The sequence below is a fragment of the Clostridium sp. genome, from assembly GCF_026168755.1.
GTDB lineage: Bacteria > Bacillota > Clostridia > Clostridiales > Clostridiaceae > Clostridium.
This window is the reverse complement of record NZ_JAPFDR010000016.1, coordinates 36,672-57,944: the sequence shown is the minus strand read 5'-3', so window position 1 is coordinate 57,944 and position 21,273 is coordinate 36,672. Positions and strand designations below refer to the sequence as shown.

Below are 21,273 nucleotides of genomic sequence, written 5' to 3'. Positions count from 1 at the left end.
TTCTTCAACAAACTCAATAGTATGTTTATTTTTAATATCTTCTAATAATTTTGTTATATTTTCTACAGTTGTACTTTCTAATACAACTATTTCTGCTGGTGATTCTATACTTCCATCACCATTACCTAATTCTATATTATCAGCAATTATTTTTGATTTAACAGTTACTTTTATGACTAAGCTTGATTTATTTCCTGATTTATCTACAGCCTCATAAGTTATTGTATATGCACCTGGAACTTTAGTATCTATAGCTGTAATTATTTCATTTGAAGAATCTTTTCTTATTGTTGTTACCACTTCAACTTCATCATCAATATTATCTATAGCTCCTATTACAGGTATATCATATTTTTCTCCATACTCTAACACTACATCTAAGTCACCATTATAATCAAAGACTGGCGCTTCTGTATCCTTTGGTTCCTCCGGTGTTTCTGGTTCTTCTGGAATTTCTACTTCTTTTACAATTACTTTTATTTCTAATGTTGATTTATTTCCAACTTTATCTACTGCAGAATATGTAATTACATACTCTCCTGATATAGTAGTATCTATCGAATCAACAATTGATCCATTTTTAGTTATTACACTACTAACCTCTACATTACCATCAACATTATCATTAGCTGTTATATTTGGTATTTCATATTTAGAACCATTATCTAAAATAATTATTTTTTCTCCAGTATACTCAAAGATCGGTGCTTCTTTATCTGCTTCTAATACCGTAACTTTAATAACTAATTCATCAGCCTTATTTCCACTCATGTCGCTTGCACTATATGTTATTGTATATTTTCCTGCAACAGCTGTATCTATTGAGTTAATTTGCTTATTTTCACTATTCTTTATTACATGATTTACAGTAATATCCTTATCTAAATTATCTTTAGCCGTTACTACAGGAACTTCAAACTCAGCTCCATTTTCTAAAACAATTTCCATTTCTCCATTGTAAAGTAATGTAGGTGCTTTAGTATCATTCTTTTCAAGGCTATACATTACATCTTCAAAGTCACTACTATTTGGTAGCCTAAAGGCTATATAATAGCTATTACTTCTTCCAAATACTCTTGCTAGAATTCCTTTTTCCTCTAGCTTTATGTAATATTCAACTTTATTTTCACTTAAAACCTTTTTATCTTGTAATAATACTTTAAATTCATCTTTTGCATTAGATATTAGTTTATTTAGTGATTCAATATTTTCTGTTTCATAAGTAAGTGGCGACTCTTCTGTTGCATCTCCACTAACTACAGTAACATCTTCTGGTAATTCATTAAAACCGTGTGCTACATTAAATGTAAACTCATCATATTTTTCACTACCATCTTTTGCTCCTACCTTAATTGTAGCAACTCCATATTGCTTTGCTATTACTTTAACTCCAGTATCGCTTACAACAACTTCAAGTACATCTTCATTTGTACTAGCCCATTCTAATTCTTTATTAGTTGTATTATCTGGCTTAATTGTAGCTGTTAAATCTATTTCATCACCTTTAGTAATATAATGATTTAAACTTTCTTTATCATCTATTTTTACTTCTGTAGCTAATATCTCTACATATTCTGTAATAACAATACCACCTGTACTTGTTTCAACTTCATTTGGTACTCTTACTTCAAGGTATATCTTATCTGTATTTCTAAATACCGCTTCTTTCTTAGAAATTATAAAGCTATACTGAACATATTCAGTAAATTTTTTCTTTGTTGTAGCTACTGTATATTCTTTTGTAGCAGCGCTTAACTTTTCATTTAATTGCTCTATTCCAGCATCATCTAAAACTTGAATAACTTTTGCATCTTCTTGAGATTCACCTTGTCCACTATTTGGTAAATTTGCTATGCTACCATCAGTAACAACAATATTTCTTGTAACAACCGTTACTCCATTATCCTTATCTGTTACTTTTATTTCAGCTCCATATCTACCTGCTCCGTTTATTTCTGGAATTTTTACATCTACATTATATTCTGTTTCATCAGTTATATTAATTCCACCTAAAATCATTGCCTCAGTTATTTCTGTTCCTGTCTTAACCACTAAAGTACTATCATTACCTGTTACAACTGGTGCTCTATTTACTCTTACAACTCTTTGTGCTCTAGTCGTCTTATTACCTGAATCTGTAACAGAGTAAATTAATTTATATTCTCCTGCTATTGAAGTCTTTACTTCTCCTTCTATAGCTAAACTTGAAATTAAGTCCTTATCTATATCGTCCTCAACTTTTACATTTGCCTTTGGATCAAAGTTATCACCTATATTTACTACAGTATTTTCTACTCCTGTAATCACAGGTGCCTTATTTGCTTTAACAGTTATATTTCTCTCTTTAGTAGTTGTCTTTCCATACTTATCAACGGCAGTGTAAGTTAATACATATTTTGTATCTTGTTCTGGATTTAGATCTAAATCACCACTTACACTTACAGTAATATTTCTATCCTTAGCATCTTTTGCTGATACTCCATCTAATGGCTTAAATAAACTTCCACTTTGGATTTCAATATCTTCAGCACCCTCAATTGTTGGAGGAGCAAGACCTAGATTATATTGTACATTAACTAATACCTTAATAGACTCTGACTTTTCTCCAACACTATCAATTGCATTTATCTTAAATGTATATGTTCCTATTTCTTCTGAACTAAATTCACTTATAAGTGGCTGAGAATCTTCTTTGCTTTCATCATCTATATTAGTAATATTTCTTACCTCTAATTTAACAGTATCACTAGTATCATCATCATTTGCTATAAGTCCTTCAATTTTATTAAATACTAACTTATCACCATCATAAATATTAATTACATCACCAGTATATTCAATAGTTGGTACTGTATTTAAGTTAATTAAACTATCATCATACTCAACTGATAAATTGTCATACTCCTTATTATCTTTCGATAAATACTTATATGAATCTATAATTGGAACTATATTAAAACTCTTATTATCATCTGATTTTGCTTCAATATCTAACTCAAATATTTCTATTTTATTTTCAGTTCTAGGTAAAGAATCCTCTGATGTAATAAGTACATCTATAGTATTACTATCCTCATTATATGTATAATCAGTAAATATACTATTACTTGATAAATATTCATTATTACCTAATCTTGTGTTTACCTCTTTAGATAATAAATCATTTATTAAATATTCCCCATTTTCATTCTTTTTTAATTTAACATTATCATCTAACTTAATACTAAATTGCAGTGACTTAGCTATATCTTCAATATTATCTAAAGATACTTTTACTGTATCGCTATCTACTTTTTTAACATCAAGATATATTTTTTCTTTTGAACTTTCAGAATTAGTTGCTTCCATTATCTTCGGAGCGGCATATATAACTGCCGCTGTCGAAGATACAGCTAATGCCGATGCAATTGCTACCTTGACGCTTGTTTTTGCTCTCTTCATAAGCTAATCCCCCTATTTTTTATCTATTTTCAAAGGTTTTATTTATTAAATCATTTGTAATTTCAATTACAGTTTTATCTTCGCTACTAATTGCTCTAGCTGAGCTACTATTTAATTCTATTTCCGGTAAAGTATTTAAATCACTTGGTAATTGAACTAAGAAAGTATCACTTACTAATCTTTGTCCAACTGGAGCTCCTGCTTCATTTAACTTATTGTATCTATATAACTCTGCCTTAATTGCTGTTCCTTCTAGATTTTGTTCTAATCCATTACCAACATCTACTTTGCCTTGATCTTGTGGTTCTATCCAGTAAATCCAATTACCTTCTGCAACTTCTGTAAGTTCTGAGTTCTCTGGTAAAGTAGCTAATAATACAGCTTTTGATTTTAAAGCAAAGTTTTTATCATTTTCATTTAATAATAATGGTACGTTAAATGCTGGATTTCCTCTATATTCACCTGTAACAATTATAGAACCTTTTGGAATAACCTTTCCTTCAGCATATTTATAATCTGATTTTAATCTACCAACACCATTTTTATATACTTGATCATCATTATCTATTCCAATTTCAATGTTATCACCAGCTGCAGTCAATAAATCTAGTTCTGCAATTGATATTTCGGTATTTCTCTTAGCAACTAATTTAACATATCTTGCATTATAAGCCCAAAGCTGTTTTGCATCTGTTTTTCCATCTTCACTGAAATATACAGTTTGAGTAGTTTTACTATTATCAAACTTTCCACTACTTGATAGTGTCCACTTTTCTCCATCTAAGCTTGTATAAATTTCGTAATCTGAAATTGGCTTATAAACTTTTTCATCGCTACGACTAAATAAGTTCTTTAAAGATAATTTTTTAGTAGTTGTCTTGGGTGCAGTATAAGTTAATCCTACTAAAGATTTATTACTGCTTAAATCAATTATTACATAAGGATCTTGATTTCCATCTTTCATACCTTGGAATACAGTATCTGGGTTATTATCATTAATTCTTGTTATAACTCCATTTTGAACTGTTCCATGTCCAGTATGTTCATCTCTTTCATCTTCATCATTAGTTGTATTAGTACTTAATATCCAAGATGATTCTCCTATGCTTCCATTGTGAGTTACCTTAATTTCACCAATTACTGTTTCTTCTGTTTTATTTAAATCATAATCATAAGCAACAACTTTATATCCTAAAACTCTATTATTTATAGCATCTATAGTATCTACATAACTTGTTATTCCATTTTCAGTGCTTCTATCTATTTCAACAAATCCTACTGGCACTTCCTTAATACCTGTTGATGTTGATTCTTTTCTTATGATTTCATATCCTAAAATCTTATCTGAATCTTTTGTAACACTTAAATTTAATGGAATTTCTTTTTGATTTAAATAAGTTTTATTAGTAATCTTATTTCCATTGTTATCAGTTCCAAAGTTAGCAATTACTTCAGTATCTTTTGCCATAGTTTCGCTATTAGAAGTGTCTAATCTTCTTCTTCTAGCTTCATCATTTAAGTAGTATATAGCTCTTGTTTCTTTCGGATACTTCATTTCATCTAAATACTTATTAGTATTTGGACTTGATACTATTCCCCACTTTTCAAAGAATTCTCTTAAATCTTTTCCAGCAGCATCTGATGCTCTCATAATGAATGTTTGCTCAACTTGATTATAACCATCTTCCTTAGGTGCTGCAATTTTAATCCTATTAAACTTATAAAGTTTAGCATAGAATGAATCATTATTAGGATCAATATCCTTATTATTTTGTAACATTTCATAAGTTTCATTTTCTTCATATGCTAAATGTAATTGCCAGTACATTCCTAGCTTTGCAGCTATATCACTAGTTGAACCAATACTTCCTGATGTTACCTTATCATACATCTTTAAATAAGTTCCACCTTCAAGTCTTGATTCTGATGTTCCATTAAATGTTTGAGTAATAAGAGCTAAAATATTATTTGTAACTTCTGCTTGAGTTAAGTTTGCTTGGTCTTGAACATGTCCAACCTCATGAGATATTCCCCATCCATATAAACTTCCTTCATTAGGATTAGTTATATTTCCTTCACTATCAAAATTAAATGGAACTCCTTGAACTAATCCAATACCTGAACCTACATCTATTCCAACGTGATGAGAAGATGCATACATAAATGCTCCTGTAAACATTCTTTGATACTTAACATTTATACGACTTCTTGGAGCTCTATGTTTATTAAAATATTCTTGTTCTGTTAAACCATCAATTAAACTTGCAGTGTCATTTTTATTATTATCTATCTTACCATTACCATTAAAGTCAATAGCAGTTTCAATTACACCCTTTAATGAATATGAAATTTCCATAAGTTGTTCCCAGGCTAAAAGTGATTCATATAATCTATCAACTTCAGCATTTTCATCTCCATTAAGTCCTGATGTAATTCCAGTTAAAACTTCTGTTGCAGTAAGAGTTAACATAACTCTTTCACTTTCAATTTCTGTACTATTTAATATAGAAGTCTTTGCATCATACTTATATTGATTATTTACCTTATCTTCTACGCTTGGGTAAAGACTTGGTAAGTCAGCTACATAAAGCTTAAGATCTCTTATATATTCTCTTATCATAGCTTTTACTTCAGTTTCTTTACTTCTATCAGTAATTATATTATTAACATTTAAATGTGGAATCTTAGTTCCCCCACTTACACGCACATTAATTTTTTGCTTTTCATAGAACCCACTAACTGGTCTTATATATACATTTCCTCCTTTTTCAACATCCATGTTGAATCTACCTTCTGGAACTTGTATATCATTTTTCCCAACACCTATTCTTACAATTCCAGAATTCCAACTTCCACTTTCAGCATAGTTTTGAGTAAATAATACTTCAAACTGACTATGCTCTCTTCCAGCTTCAGTTCCAACATAAATACTTATATTATCACCTGGTTTTACTGCTACCCCTAGTGATTGCCATGAGTTTGCCTGCCCTAAATTTGGTGAGTAATCAAGTATACTCGCATCAAGAGTTATTACATCTTTATCTAAGTTTGCATCATTTAGAAGATTTTGTGCCATTTCTAAATCTTCTAAAATACTTTCTTGACTTGGATGGTATTCTAAGCTCACTGGATCTATAGTTTTTGCACGAGTCATAAGTTCATCAATAGTTTCTTGAGTTACTTCATCATTAAGAACTAATCTTAAATCATCTGCAAATAATCCTTCAACATCACCTTCTAAACTATCATAATGATAGAACTTCATTTCTGATATACTTAAATTTTTAGAACCAGCAATATTAAGTTCTACCTGCTTAGCTGTTATGGCTTCTGGTAATTTTACTTCTAAATATTTAACTCCATTAGGTGCTGTTTTAGTACTAAATCTTATATTAGTTCTTTCTATTACTTTAATCGGATTATTATACTCTGTATCATCATCTGCATATACCCTTAGTTTTGCTTCATGTGGCAATGGATATGCTGACATATTTTCTAATTTCGTAGTAAATCTAATTGTATCAAATGTATATTCTTTGTCAAAAGTTACTATTGGAGATCTTTGCCCATAATTTACCCCAGCATCCCAATCCTTTAATACCCAAGTAGTATCATAATCGTTATCTACTATACTCATTGGATCATTATTAGAAAGCTCTAATATTCCACTTTCCTTTACAGTAACTTTTTCAATATGATTAACACCACCATCTTCCTTCGGTGTATTTATCAACTTATAATTTGTCATATCCGGTGGAACTAAGGCAGCTGTCTCTCCTAAATAAGTTTTAGACAACCCTCCTGTACCATGATGATTAGTTGCCGTCATCTTAATCTCATATGCTGCTCCATCTTCTAGTCCAGCAATCTCATACGAAGTTGCTCTTATTAACTCATTTGAATCAGTTTTATCTGTTGGATCTAAGTTTTCAACTCCATCTGGAATATCATTATCAGGATTTGAATCACTATATTTAGGTTCATTTGGATCGTTAGCTTTTATCCATGCTCCATCGCCAACTTTTCTATAATATAAATCATAGTCTTTTGCTTTTTGGTGTGCCTTCCAGCTAACTTTTAATCCTTTATACACCCCTGATACTATTATTCCCTCTGGCCCTTCTGGTTTTGTTTCAGGAACAACTTGAAGTTCAATTATTGAATCTGCCCCAAAGTAATTTGAATTTTCTATTTCTTCATTTGAAGTTGAATCTAGCACTCCAGAAGTTGAGTTCCATGCTTTTGGTATATAATTAGTATCAACATTATCTGCCTTACCATCTTTATCGTTAACATTAGTTTTTAAGTTACTTTCTCCAACATCTGATGCCACATAGTCATCTTGCTGATCTTTATAACCACTTGACCACTCACTACCATTTATAGATTGAATACTAAATCTATAAACTGCATATGGTTTAACTTGAGTTATCTTTAATGTATTTTCACTTGTTCTATACAATTTAGTTGATTCAACAGTTCCATCATCCTTTAAAGTCTCAACCTTTATTTCATAACCAGTTACATTTGCCTCATGATCCCAACCTATAGTCATTGATTCATTTCCAACACTAGTTGTACTTGTAAAATTATTAATTACAGGTATATTCATATTTGGCTTTGGCATTTCTTTATATACATTATTTAAAAACTCAACCTTTGTAATTTCAGCTAAGTTTTTACTTCCTCTACTACCAGTAACATTTATAGTTATTTCACTTACTGCAACTTGTTTGCCTAAATCTATAACTATTTCATCTATTTCTTCACCTGCTGTAGTTCTTGCAACTGATTTATTAACGTTACTTTCATCATAATTATATGTTTCATTATTAATAACAACGCTTCCTGAAGTTGGTCTTGTTGCACTTGGTGCTTTTATTACTACCTTTTCCATAGAAGTGTTATTACCATTTGAACTATAACTTGATGTAGATGATAAATTTATTGGAATCCTTATTGGATTTTCTTCTGAGATTTCTGGTGCATCAGCTCCATCAGCTCCTTTAGTTGATAATGATATTTTTGAGCCATCTCCTACTAAAATATTCTTTATATTTTGTCCTTCTCCAATAGTAACTTTATCTGTATTTAAATCAATACTAACCTTATTAGGGTCTATAATTGCATCTGTTTCAACTATTACAGCACTTTTCTTTTCTTTATCTATATTTTTATGTATATAAGTTAAATCTGTTATATCAACTTTAGAGTCTTTATTTATATCATATTTTAAGTCATTGCTTTTATTTTTTATTGCATCTTTTACAGCTTCATAATCTTCTTTTGTTACTGTATCACCTTCATTGACTTGTCCTGCTAAAAATACACCAGGATAGTATTCAACTATATCATCATTTTCATTATCAGGAGTTCCATTATCTGATAATACTATTTTATTATCGCTTGTCCCAACTTTAATCCTTTTAGATGAGTTATCTATTTTAATGTCGTTAATTACTGTTTTAGTATATCCTTTTCCCTCAATTTCAACAGAATAAGTTCCTATCTCTAAATCATTAAATGTTAAATGATAAAAACTTAACTCTTCTGCATTATCAGAAATAGCTATTCTTTTTCCATCCATTGCTTGAAAATTATATGTTTTACCTTTTATATCCCCTTGCTTATTATCATTTCCTAATTGAACTACCCCAATCTCTTGATTGTCTTTAAGCAACTTAACAGATATATTAGTAGCATCTTTCCCTACATTCTTTATTGGCATATGAAAATTCATATCAACTTCAAGCTTACCAACTGCTTTTGCATTTATATGTGAAGTATTCTCTTCAACTACTGTAGATTGGCTATTTTCATTTTTTTCAATTATAGTTTCACTACTTTCATCTTCTTTCACTATAGCTTCTTCATTATAACTTTCATTTTCTTCTTGTTTAGTGTCATTTTGAACTTCATCTGTAACAAAACTAGAAATATCATTTATTTGATCATAATTCTTCTGTGCAAAGGCTACAGAATTTAGTTGAGTTGCTATCATGGTTACTGTCAAAATACATGATAACTTTCTTCTGTTCATATATATTCCCCCTAAAATATAAAATAAAATACACTTAGTATATAGCTTATATTCTATCACTAAGTGTATTTTTATATTAATATTATACTTAAATTGCATAATTTTTGATTTAATTTGCGTAATTTTTGATTTAAATTGCAATAATTATCTTTACGACCAATTATATTGTTTTAATTCTGTATCATACTCCATATATGTACCATTTCTTGTGGATATTTTATATTTTAATACTTCTACATCCTCTACGTTACCACTTGCTGGCCCTTTTCCAGTAAATTTAGCTGATTCTTTTCCAGCCTTTACAATGTCATTATATTTAAGTTCTACTATTTCTCCAGTATCTTTAAGTTTAACTTCTAAAACAATCCTAGATATATCTTCTTCAGAATCATTTTTATAAACACATTCCAATATATTACCTTCTGGTGTATTTACTATACTAAAACTTAATGGAGTTGACTCTACTTTTAATGGCAATTCCTTAACAGGACTATTTAAATCTTGGTTTTTAACTCCCTTTTTACTAATTATAAAAAATATAAATACACATAAAACTATTCCTAATAAAGCTATTACTGATACTTTATATTTCTTATCTATTTTCATATTTTCACCTCTCTGTAAAATATTTTTATTATTTTCCACACCTTATTTTTTTCAATATAAATAATTTAATACATAAAAATAATACTTACTTCAAAAAAGTTGGCTATGAAATACTATCTTCTCATAGCCAACTTTAAAATTTTTAGTCAAACTTAAATACTACATTAAAACTTTTTTGTTTCTATATCATATGAAGTTATTGTCACTCTTGTTCCATAATCTTCTGACTTTCCATATGCAAATATATGTCTAGAATTTACTTAAAAAGTGAAAATTCTGCTTATTTACTTTTAGCTCATTTATTATTTCCGTTTCCATAAGGGCATTATTTCTTTTTGAGCTATAGGTTGGTATAGAAGATTAAATTATCCTATTGTGTAATAGTATCACTATTACCTTCAGTACCAGTATCAGTGTTACCTTCACTATTAGTATTATCGTTAGTATCTTTTTTTAGAGAAAAAGCTAACTTAAGTTTAAATGTTGATTCAACTCCTGTTGTAATATCTTCACTTTTAGGCGTTTCCCATAAATCACTTCCATAATATAATCTAGCTTCTTCATTTGGATCTATTGTCCCTAAAGTTCTTATTGATGCTTTTGCATTTTTATTTAAATTATGCAAATCAACTCTGTTTAAATATGAATTGGAAGGTCTATCATATGTTAAATGTAATCTCATTTCAACTTTGTTATTTCCTTTTATAGGTTCTTCAACATATAATTTTTCCAATGGTTTATCTACTAAATCAGAAGTTCTAGTGCCTTGAGCAGTCTCAAATGACTCAACTTCAATATATAGTGGATATGATCCATTATTTTTAACCTTGTAATAAGCTGTGATAAATTTACCGTTAGGAGAACTTCCATTTTCATTTTCATTTTTTATTAAAAAATCCATTTGTAATGGAACAGTAGCTGATATTGTAAAATACTGTCCATTTTCTGGCTTATTTTCACTAACCTCTAAATCATCAGCATTAAAATTCGGTAACTGATTATTACCAGGCTCCCATTGCCCTATCGCTCCATCTAGTTCTACACTATCACTCACAGGTTCAGTTACATGTAAATTTCCATCTTCTCCTCCAGTAGAATCTTCACTTGATTCTCCACTTGATTCTCCACTTGAATTTTCACTAGAACTTCCACTGGAACCTTCACCTGATTCTTGATTTAAAGTAGCAAGTTGTTGAAAATTATTTAGTGAATATGAAAAACTTTGTGTAGGAAAATTTAATAAAATAACTACCAAACTCAAGATTAAGCTTTTCTTTTTTATCATCTAACATTTCCCCCCTTCACTAATTTTAATTTTCAATAGATATAACTAGCTTAGCTGCTGATACTCCTAATAAGGTTTCACCATCATCAGCATAAGCATTTATAGTCGCTGTTGCTTCATACTCACCTTTTTTAAGCTTTTTACTTAATTTTGCATTTTCTATATATTGATTTGGTTTAAGTTTAGCACTTTTAAATATTGTTTGGTTATTTGAGTCTAATTTTATTTCTACATCTATTATGTAACTATTATATGCAGGATTATAAATTCTTAAATTACCTTCAGACTTTCCATCTTCAAATATAGGTCTTGAGTTAATTTCAAAAGAAAATGTTGATTCATCTGCTTTTCTTTGCATAATCTCTTGAATTTGTTCCGCTGTATATCCAGGTATAACTCCTTCTTCTATTATTGCTCCAGTTACTTGTCCAAAATTATTTTTATATACATTTAAGCCTAATCCACAAGCAATACCTACTCCTATAAGAATAAAAACCCCTACAAAAAGCTTAATATTTTTTTTCATTAAATTAAATTTCATTTTTTATTATCCCTTCTATATATTTACTAAATATAATAAGACTTAAAATTTATGAACTTTTTTTAATTTTTAAAATCAATGTAAACCTATCTTGGATTGGTTCATTGCTATCTAAGGCACTTGTTCCAGCTTCTCCAGATAATTTTATTTGACAACTTTTGCCAGTCAAAACCTTACTTATTTCTTTTTGTTCTTCAGTTACAACAGTCTGACCTAATTTAGGATATAAGTTTCTATCTCCTAGATAGATACGCTTATTATTTTGCCCTTCAACATATAAATTAATTTCATTTCTTTTATAGCTTGTTCTTGAAGCATTACTTTTAACTGATGAATCAGTTACTAACTTTATTCCAGAATCTCCATTAACATCTATAAAATTTCCTACACTTATACTTACAGGAACTTCACCATTATTAGTGATATTTAATGTTGTTCCAATAAAATTCGCATCCTTATCTACAGTAAAATTAGCCATAGTTGGAACTGTTACACTAATAGTTTTCTTAGGAGTTTCTCCTGCATCATTAGTCATTTTACCTTTTGTCATTATTTCAGCAGTCAATTTGTCACCAGTACTATATTTTTGTTCATATCCACTAGTGTTTTCATTTGTAGAAGAGTCATTACCACCATTTTGTTCTTGATTTCCATCTGACTGAGAACCACTTCCATCATTTGGATCTTCACTTCCACCTGATGATGAATCATTATCAGTATTTTGATCTTGATCTCCTTCTGAAGGAGTATCACTTCCATCATTTGGACCTTGACTTCCATCTCCAGGAGAATCACCGCTTCCATTTTGACCTTCACTTTCATCTGTAGCGCCCGTATATGTTTTTATTTCTAAATTATTCTCTTTAGGCCTTTCAGATGAAATCTCTACAGCATCAATTTCTAGTGATGTTGAATATAGTTCTATTTTCTTTGCATCTTTAGTAGTTTCAGTTACAAGTTCAATTTTTTCATCTGCAATAATTTTTATTGTATATATTCCATTTTCAGCTACATTTAATATAGAGTTTATAGCTTTATTTTTTTCAACTTCTTCTTCAATTATTATATTTCCATCTTCATCATACACATAAATTTTAGATTGTTTTATAGTATCATCAACATCTTTAATTTCAAATGATATTTTAACTTCTCCGCTATTACTTTCTACTTTTTCTATAAGTACATCACTTATAGTTGCTTTATCTTTTAAAACTTCTATACTTGTAAATTCATTAATATCAATTACTGTTCCATCTGACATAGTTATAGTATTGAAATTAATATTTTCAATTCCAGCTTTATCACTTGCTACTAATTGAATTGAATATGTATCATACTTATTAAAGAAGCCTCTTGTAGCAACTTTATTAGGATAATACTCTTTTCCATTAATATTAACTGTAGCTATATCTAAGTAATTTTTCGATGAATTTACTTTAAAGCTCATATTATACATTTCTTTTTTTTGTAAAATCCCTTTTGAAACTTCAATATCTTTTACTGCTAATTGCAGTTTTACTGGTTCTACCCTTACTAAAAACTCCTTATAAAGCTTTCTACCATCACTTAACTCAACATTAGCTTTTACATCATACAATCCAGGTTTATATATATTTACATTATTTTCTGATATAACTATTTTATTAGTTATGTTTTTTCCATCTATATCTCTAGCAGATAATTGTAATATTTCAAATGGATCAAATTTCTCTCCTTCTAAAACAATTACGTCTTTCCCTGTAAATGATGATTTATCAATGATAGCTTCTTCTTTATTAACATTAGATTGTCCTTGTGTGTTATTAGTTGTGCTATTAGAATTAGTGTTATTTACATCATTACTTGTATTTGTATTATTTATATTAGTGCCACTCCAATTACTATTGCTATTCTCATCCGAATCATCATTTGTAACTGAAGTTGGAGTATATTGATCAAATCCTCCTAAAACATTTGCTGCCGTTATAGGACCTTTCGGTTTATCTGAGCTATCTTCAACTAGCTTTCCACCTTCTTCAAACTCTTCTAAACTAATAGTCTTTCTATAAGCATAAACAGCCATCTTTTCTTTTAGCTTTTCATAGTTAGGATCACCATCAATTACAGACTTTATGTAGTCCGCTTTAAATATTAAAACTGTGAAAATAATTCCAACAGCACTTATAATTAATAACATTGAACGTTTCTTTTTATTAGTAAGTACTTCTTTTAAGTTATTTATAATCTTATCCTTTTTCATATCTCACATCCCCACAAATCATATTTTCTAAAAATTTTATGCTTTGCTAAAATTTTCTGTTGCAAAAAAATCAACTTAAAAATATATACAGCTATACATTTATTAAGTTGATTTTTAACATTATTAATTTGTGGATTTTTTAATTTTTAATATTAAAGTAAATGTATCTTTTATAGCTGTATCAATTCCTGAGCTTTCTTTTCCTGCTTTTCCATTTAAAGTTAATTTATCACTTGAATTCGCATGTACTGTCGATATTTTTATACCATTTTCAGAAATTTTTGTTAAATTAGAATCTTCATAAACGCCATTCTTGCCTGAATTTGTATCTTCACTCTTAAAATAAGCTGTTGAAAATCTTCCTGAAATATTTAATGATATATTATTTCTTGCTGTAACCTCTGGATTTTCGGTAACATTTTGTTCACTTTTAATATTTATGCCACTTGTTCCATTTACATCTATAAATTTATATGCATAAACATCTACTGCTTCCTCTCCATTATTTTTAATTATAATAGATGGTGCTGTAAAGTTTCCATTATTATCAACCTTAAACGAAGCAGTTGTTGGTACTACAACTTGTACTGTTCCAGGTTTTATTTCATTTTTATAATCAGCAATATTTCCTGTTATAGCAATTTGATGATTATGAGAAGTTGAATCATTTATACTTACATCTGTAGCTGAATTTCTTGCCCTTCTAGCTTTTAAAGAATAGCCTTCACTTTCCTCAAGTGGTAAATCTTCAGTGCTATCTGACTGTTCTAAAGTTTCATCTTTATTATCCACTTCTGATTTTTCTAAATTTACTGAAATCTCTTTAGAAAGCAACTCAACTATCTTTGAATTATCGTAAATCTTATCTTCATTTTCTAAAATATTTCTACTAGCAACAACCTTAACTATATAATCTCCAGCTTTATCCACATTGATCGTAGTAGAAAGCTTCGTATACGGTAAAGTAGTACTTTCCTTAAATTCTTTTTCTACTACTAATTCATTTTTTTCATTATATATATGAATTTTAGGATCTTTTATAGTATCGTCAATATCCATCAGCTGAAAGGCTACTTTAATCTTTCCTGTATCACTACTTCTATCTTCCACAACAACATTAGTTAAATATGCATCCTCTTTTAAAACTTCTACATTGACTTTTTTGTCAGTATCAACTACAGTACCATCTGACATAATTACTTTTTGTAATTTTAAAGTAGTAGTTCCTGCTTTAGAACTTGCTTCTAAGTTAACTTCATATCTTTCTATATTTTCTTGAGATATTCTGTTAACTTCATATTCTTCTTTATTTATAACAACTTTTTCTACATCTAAATAGCTTTTTGATGAGTAAACATCAAAGTTCATGTTATACTTTTCATTTTTTTGCAACTCTATTTTTGAAGTTTCAACATTGTTAACTGCTAAATCTAATACTGTTGGTTCTACTCTTACTACAAACTTTTTGTTTAATCTCACATTATTTTTTAGTTCTATGTATGCTTTTACATTATAAACTCCTGGTTTATATATATCTACATTATTTTCTTCTATAACTATTGAATTAGTTATGTTTTTACCATCTATGTCTGTAGCTGAAAGTTGTAATGCATTCATAGGATTAAAAGGTTGTCCTTCAGAAATGATTACATCTTGGCCAGAGAAAGCTGATTTATCAACAAAGCTTTCTTCTTTATTGGCGCTATTATTGGAATTACTACTTGATGTACTATTTAAACTACTATTATTTGTACTAGATGAGTTATTTGAAGTACTACTATTATTACTTGGAGTAAAATTGTCATAACCATTCTGAACTCCACTAGAAGTTATAGTTTTTTCTTCACTTGTGTCCTCAGCAAAAGCTTCAATATCAATAACCCCTCTATGCATACTTTCACTTACGGATTCCTGTACTTTTTTATAATTAGGATCACCCTCTATAATCGATCTGACATATGCTTTAATCTCTTTTATATCATTTCTTAAAATTACAGTAATTCCACTAAGCATAGTTACAGTAATTGAAATTGATAATATAGAATATAACCCCTTACTAAATAAAATTTTCAAAATCTTATTTCTTTTCATACTCCACCTCCTTCATTTTTTATTTTTATATAAATACAAAATTATTGAGATGTTATTGTAACTTCTACTATAGTTTCTCCTACTTTTTCACCTGTTTCTCTATTATAACCAGTTACAAGCGCTTCACCACTATGAGTCCCCTTAGGTAAAGCTTCTCTTAATTCAACCTCTTCAATATATTGGTTAGGTGCTATTTTAGCTGTTCTTATTATTTCTTTTCCATTAACAGTTATAACATAATCTATGTCATATGCATTATATCTTGGATTAGCCATAACAATGAAAGCTCTTTTATTTTTAAATACAGGATCTGAAGAAATACTAAAAGAAATGCTTGATTCATCTACTTGTTTTTGTAATAATTCTCTTATTTCTTCATCAGATAAACCTGGTTCTGCTCCATCTGAAAGAACATAACCTGAAATTGCTGCACCATTTTCAGAAGTTGTATTTTTACTTTTATTTTTATTATATACATAATATGTTCCTACAGACGCAACAGCTAAAAGTAACAATATTATTATTATAATTTTAACATTAATTTTTTTTACTATTTTATTACTCATAATGATACTTCCTTTCTTTTAGAATTTACTTTGATCCATATCTATTAAAATTCCATAATAATTTACATTATTATGGAATTTTAATGTTTTTATTTATTTTTAAATTTATCTTGATTTTTTAAGTTTTAATACTAATGTAAAATTATCACTTACCGCTTCTGTAAGAGAATCATTTGCAGTTCCTGCATATCCTGTTAACTTTAAACTTAATGGTTGACTAGCTTTTACAGTTCCTATTACAGCATTTTCTTGAGCAGCACTACCATCTAGATTATATATCCCTTTTGAAGATCCTTCTTCTGACATTAAAGCAACAGTATTCTCATTCCCTTGAAGATTTAAAGAAACTTTTGTTCTCTCTGCATTTGACTGTCTAGCATCGCTTTCACTTACAACTGTTATTTTACTACCCTTTGTAGTATCTTTAAAACTATATGCAATTACCTCAACAGCTTCTTCTCCATCACTTTTAATGTTTATGTCTGGAGCTGTTAACTTCCCATCTTTATCAACTGTAAAAGCTGTAGTTGTTGGAACTGTAACACTTATAGTACCTGGCACTACTTGGTTTTGTTCATCTGCAATATTCCCTATTACTTCTATTTGTGCATCTTGTCCTTCTCCCTCTGAAACTACATAATCTTTACCTGTAGCAAATGCATTTACTGAACTTGTTGCTACTAAAGCTCCTGCCATTAATACTGATAATAATTTCTTTTTCATAATAAAAATTCCCTCCATTATTTAATAATTCATTATTTAATCATTTATTTTATATCACTGCGCGCACAGCAATATTCATCATGACATTATAATAATATATATTTTTTTATTTTAATACATTTTGTCGTAAATTGTCGTATTTTTATATCAAATAGCTTATCTATAAATCTAACTCTTTAATATTTACTAATTCTTTTCACAAAACTGTCATTAAATCTATATTTTTACTTCTAAACAAGAATATTCATAACTGCCATTTCACCATATATACTGCTTATAGTAAGAACAAAACTACACATAAATATAAAAACATCTAATATCTAACAATCATCTTAATCTCCTATAATTACTAGATACTAAATGTTTAATCAATACTTATTTAAATTTATTTTAATAGTTTATCATTATAGCTGTATCAAAGATATTATTTTCATGAACTCTTTTTATATATCCCCCATACTTTTCTACAACACTATCTATTTGAGAAAGACCAATTCCATGCATACCACGAATCTTAGTAGTTTTAAAAATCCCACCAACTTCCTTCAAGCTTCCATTAGTACTATTTCTAATTCTGATAATTAACTTATCATCTATACCTAATATTTTCAAAGTTATAAATTTATTTTTTTCAACCTTCTCACAGGCTTCAATAGAGTTATCCAATAAATTTCCAAGCAAAGTGCATATCTCTACGTTAGATAACTTTATCTCAGAAGATACATTTAATTCTAACCCAATTTCTACACCCTTTTCTTTAGCCAAATTAATTTTGCTTGATAAAATGGAATCAACTGCTATATTGTCAGTATATCTCAATTTCTCAAACTCACTAGTTACTTTATCTATTTCATGTATATATTCAATAGCCTTATTAAGTTGATTTCTTTCAAGCAACCCTAAAACTGTGTTAACATGATTCCTCATATCATGTCTCCACCCTCTTATTTCTTTATGCATCCTCATTATATCTTCATCATTTTGCTTACTTTTTAACTTGACTTCTAAAATAAATTTTTCTTCTATAATCTTAGAAATAGTATTTAATATGTAAAAAGTTGCAATTTGAATAAATAATAACCCTAAACTAATAACAATAAAAAAATATCCTGAAGGTTGTAAACCCTTTACTGTATATTCTACAATAAAATCTGCTATCATTGCATTTCCTATAAAGACAATACTTAGCATTAACAACATTTTTCCACTTATATATTTTAAAAAATCCATACTTTTAGAAACTATATATATAAATATTAAATCTAAACTTCTAACTAACATCATAAACCAAAAGCTTTGTATAAAAATATTTTTAACAGAAAGGACAACTCCAAATTTTTTCATCAATTCAATTTCTGTTATACAAATAGCTAATATTATAGACATTCCAGATATATAAAAAGATATACAAAATATTTTTTCCCATAAACTACCTTCTTTAGATAATATCAAATATGATAAAGGTATTATACATGTCGAGTATTGTAAATAAATATTTATAGAGTAATTATAGCTTGATATTAATATTAATATATATAATATAAACGTTAAACAACTATATAATATGTATTTAGTTTTATTATTACTGGGTATCATTTTATTGATAAAATATACTGGCATAAATACCCCTATAAAACTGTTTATAATCTCATATATTATATTTTTCTCCATTTGTCTTCTCCTATATAAAGTTTTTATATGCTTATTCACAGAAATAATTTATAAATGCATCATTAACTTCATTATATTTCCCCCTACTTATAGGTATTTTTACTCCACTATCTAATATAATATTATCTTTAGTTACTGTTTTTATATATTTTAAATTTACCAAATAAGATCTATGACATCTTATAAATGTTTCCTTTGGTAACAAGGCCTCTATATCACTTATTTTTTTTCTAAGTGTAATTTTATCTGAAGTAGTGTGAATATCTATGTATGGAGAAAACATAATACAATATTGAATATTATCATAGTTTAATTTCATACTTTTTTTAGGCATCTCTATAGTTATATACTTAGAAATATCATTTTCATCTTTTATTCTATTTTTAGTATTATCTAAACACTCAGCTATATCCTCTTTTTTTATAGGTTTCAGTAAATATTGTAATGCCCCTACTTTATATCCATGGAGAGCATATTTAAATATACCTGTGGCAAATACTATATCTACAATTTTATTTCGTTTTCTAATTATATTAGATAATTCAACCCCTGACATCATTTGCATTTCTATATCTAAAAATATAATGTCGTATTTTTGATAATCTTCCCATTTAAATAAAAATTCTTCTGCACTTTTAAATGTATCAATATATATATCTACTTTCCCCTTTTTAGCCCATTCTTTAATATACTTATTCATTAAATCTAATTGTATTTCATTATCATCACATACAGCTATTTTCATTTGTAATAACTCTCCTTTAACAAAACAACACTTTAACTATTTTATTATTTAGATTAAATCAAATTATTTAATATTTTTCAACACCATTAAATAATTTTATATAAAATAAAAACTACTCTAAAGGGTGAATAGAATAGTTTTCATTGTTGACCTCTTTTTTGTAAATCAATCCATTTGTAAATCTAGATTAAATTTACATTGTTATTAATAATGCTCCTAAGCAAAATCTCTAATTATAATTTTACAACACATGGATTGATATTGATTATTATATAATCATTGCATAATCATGTTTATTATAACTTTATTTTCTTAAAATTAATTATTTTTGTCTTTAAACTACTAATTTTACCCTTAAAACATTCTTTTATATGTATTTTTTTTTAATTTTTTACTTTTCTATCAACGCTACTCTTTATAATATAATTATTTCCTTTTAACATTTGTCGAATTTTATCTAATTTTAGGATTAATAAACAACACAGTTATATACAATTTTAATCAATTATACATTATTAGTAAAGTAATTTTTTAACTATAAATAGGCAAATTTTAATATTCATATAAAAAAACTACATAGAAAATTCTACGTAGTTTTTTATGTTTTCTTAAGCACTTCATCACACTTTTAAGCCATGTGAAAGTTTCCGGAACGCTTTAAAGTTTACTATAAATTAATCTTTTTGTAAAATGAAATTTTTTACTTTATTTAAATATTTAACTGTATATATTTTTTACTAAAGTAATAATTATATATTAATCTTTTTACGCTATTTTTTATACAATTAAACTTATTTTAAAAAATTTTATTAAATTATATGATAATCTGTTATTGTAATAACTTTATTAAAATCAAACTTTACACACTACGACCCTTTCAAAAGACAATCATATTTTAAAATATATGATTGTCTTTTTACAGTATTGGATAATTTTCACATCCAATAATTACATTTGAAATTAATATTTATATAAATTTATAATAATATTGATTAATTTATTTTTAGGGGGGATATACGTGAATACAAGCGAAATTAATAAAAATGAACTAATATTAAAAGTAGACTTTTCTTCTTTGGAAACTTTAGATAAGTTTATTGATTTCTTAAAGACCAATAATATAAATATTAAAGGTATTGGAAATGATGAATATTTAGTTAGTTTTTAATTACTTGTATATAATTGAAATTTTATAATTATTATGATTTACTAAATTTGAAGTGAACTAATTCACTTCAAATTAACATTTTATCTTATTATATATTTTACCAACAAAAAGACAATCACTCTTTTGCAGTAGTGATTGTCTTTTTATTTTATATTTT

The 21,273-nt window shown here is 27.8% G+C and carries 12 protein-coding genes; 1 reads left to right on the top strand and 11 read right to left on the bottom strand.

The window, feature by feature from the left end; translation table 11 throughout:
• From Q0Y03_RS08060 to Q0Y03_RS08010, 11 genes are all read right to left on the bottom strand, one after another.
• On the bottom strand, positions 1-3,441 hold a 3,441-nt coding region (locus Q0Y03_RS08060; RefSeq protein ID WP_297713327.1), incomplete at its 3' end, for an immunoglobulin-like domain-containing protein.
• A 19-nt stretch (positions 3,442-3,460) separates the two neighbouring features.
• Entirely contained in the window at positions 3,461-9,481 is a 6,021-nt protein-coding gene (locus Q0Y03_RS08055; RefSeq protein ID WP_297713326.1) for a M60 family metallopeptidase, read from the bottom strand.
• Between the two features lie 150 nt (positions 9,482-9,631).
• On the bottom strand, positions 9,632-10,087 hold the full coding sequence (locus Q0Y03_RS08050) for a hypothetical protein (RefSeq protein WP_297713325.1): 456 nt from the start codon (positions 10,085-10,087) through the stop codon (positions 9,632-9,634).
• Positions 10,088-10,457: 370 nt separating this feature from the next.
• Positions 10,458-11,372, bottom strand: a complete 915-nt coding sequence (locus Q0Y03_RS08045; protein ID WP_297713324.1) for a hypothetical protein — start codon at positions 11,370-11,372, stop codon at positions 10,458-10,460.
• Positions 11,373-11,397: 25 nt separating this feature from the next.
• Complete coding sequence (locus Q0Y03_RS08040; RefSeq protein ID WP_297713322.1) at positions 11,398-11,913, bottom strand: hypothetical protein; 516 nt, start codon at positions 11,911-11,913, stop codon at positions 11,398-11,400.
• A 49-nt stretch (positions 11,914-11,962) separates the two neighbouring features.
• Positions 11,963-14,152 carry a hypothetical protein gene (locus Q0Y03_RS08035; RefSeq protein ID WP_297713321.1) on the bottom strand — a complete coding sequence of 730 codons (2,190 nt, stop codon included), beginning with the start codon at positions 14,150-14,152 and terminating at the stop codon, positions 11,963-11,965.
• Positions 14,153-14,275: 123 nt separating this feature from the next.
• Positions 14,276-16,243: a hypothetical protein gene (locus Q0Y03_RS08030; RefSeq protein WP_297713320.1), complete on the bottom strand. Its 1,968-nt coding sequence runs from the start codon at positions 16,241-16,243 to the stop codon at positions 14,276-14,278.
• A 41-nt stretch (positions 16,244-16,284) separates the two neighbouring features.
• The gene (locus tag Q0Y03_RS08025; RefSeq protein WP_297713319.1) at positions 16,285-16,809 is read right to left on the bottom strand and encodes a hypothetical protein; all 525 of its coding nucleotides are present in this window, start codon (positions 16,807-16,809) and stop codon (positions 16,285-16,287) included.
• A gap of 105 nt (positions 16,810-16,914) precedes the next feature.
• A complete protein-coding gene (locus Q0Y03_RS08020; protein ID WP_297713317.1) occupies positions 16,915-17,532 on the bottom strand; it encodes a hypothetical protein in 618 nt (205 codons plus the stop codon).
• 390 nt (positions 17,533-17,922) lie between these two features.
• The gene (locus Q0Y03_RS08015; protein ID WP_297713315.1) at positions 17,923-19,203 is read right to left on the bottom strand and encodes a sensor histidine kinase; all 1,281 of its coding nucleotides are present in this window, start codon (positions 19,201-19,203) and stop codon (positions 17,923-17,925) included.
• A 31-nt stretch (positions 19,204-19,234) separates the two neighbouring features.
• Positions 19,235-19,948: a LytTR family DNA-binding domain-containing protein gene (locus Q0Y03_RS08010; protein WP_297713314.1), complete on the bottom strand. Its 714-nt coding sequence runs from the start codon at positions 19,946-19,948 to the stop codon at positions 19,235-19,237.
• Positions 19,949-20,966: 1,018 nt separating this feature from the next.
• Here Q0Y03_RS08010 and Q0Y03_RS08005 point away from each other — a divergent pair.
• On the top strand, positions 20,967-21,116 hold the full coding sequence (locus Q0Y03_RS08005) for a hypothetical protein (RefSeq protein WP_297713313.1): 150 nt from the start codon (positions 20,967-20,969) through the stop codon (positions 21,114-21,116).
• Positions 21,117-21,273: the final 157 nt, after the last annotated feature.

Coding starts and splice junctions, on each gene's coding strand:
- Q0Y03_RS08055 (WP_297713326.1), bottom strand. CDS start 9,481: ATGAACAGAAGAAAGTTATCATGTATTTTGACAGTAACCATGATAGCA.
- Q0Y03_RS08050 (WP_297713325.1), bottom strand. CDS start 10,087: ATGAAAATAGATAAGAAATATAAAGTATCAGTAATAGCTTTATTAGGA.
- Q0Y03_RS08045 (WP_297713324.1), bottom strand. CDS start 11,372: ATGATAAAAAAGAAAAGCTTAATCTTGAGTTTGGTAGTTATTTTATTA.
- Q0Y03_RS08040 (WP_297713322.1), bottom strand. CDS start 11,913: ATGAAATTTAATTTAATGAAAAAAAATATTAAGCTTTTTGTAGGGGTT.
- Q0Y03_RS08035 (WP_297713321.1), bottom strand. CDS start 14,152: ATGAAAAAGGATAAGATTATAAATAACTTAAAAGAAGTACTTACTAAT.
- Q0Y03_RS08030 (WP_297713320.1), bottom strand. CDS start 16,243: ATGAAAAGAAATAAGATTTTGAAAATTTTATTTAGTAAGGGGTTATAT.
- Q0Y03_RS08025 (WP_297713319.1), bottom strand. CDS start 16,809: ATGAGTAATAAAATAGTAAAAAAAATTAATGTTAAAATTATAATAATA.
- Q0Y03_RS08020 (WP_297713317.1), bottom strand. CDS start 17,532: ATGAAAAAGAAATTATTATCAGTATTAATGGCAGGAGCTTTAGTAGCA.
- Q0Y03_RS08015 (WP_297713315.1), bottom strand. CDS start 19,203: ATGGAGAAAAATATAATATATGAGATTATAAACAGTTTTATAGGGGTA.
- Q0Y03_RS08010 (WP_297713314.1), bottom strand. CDS start 19,948: ATGAAAATAGCTGTATGTGATGATAATGAAATACAATTAGATTTAATG.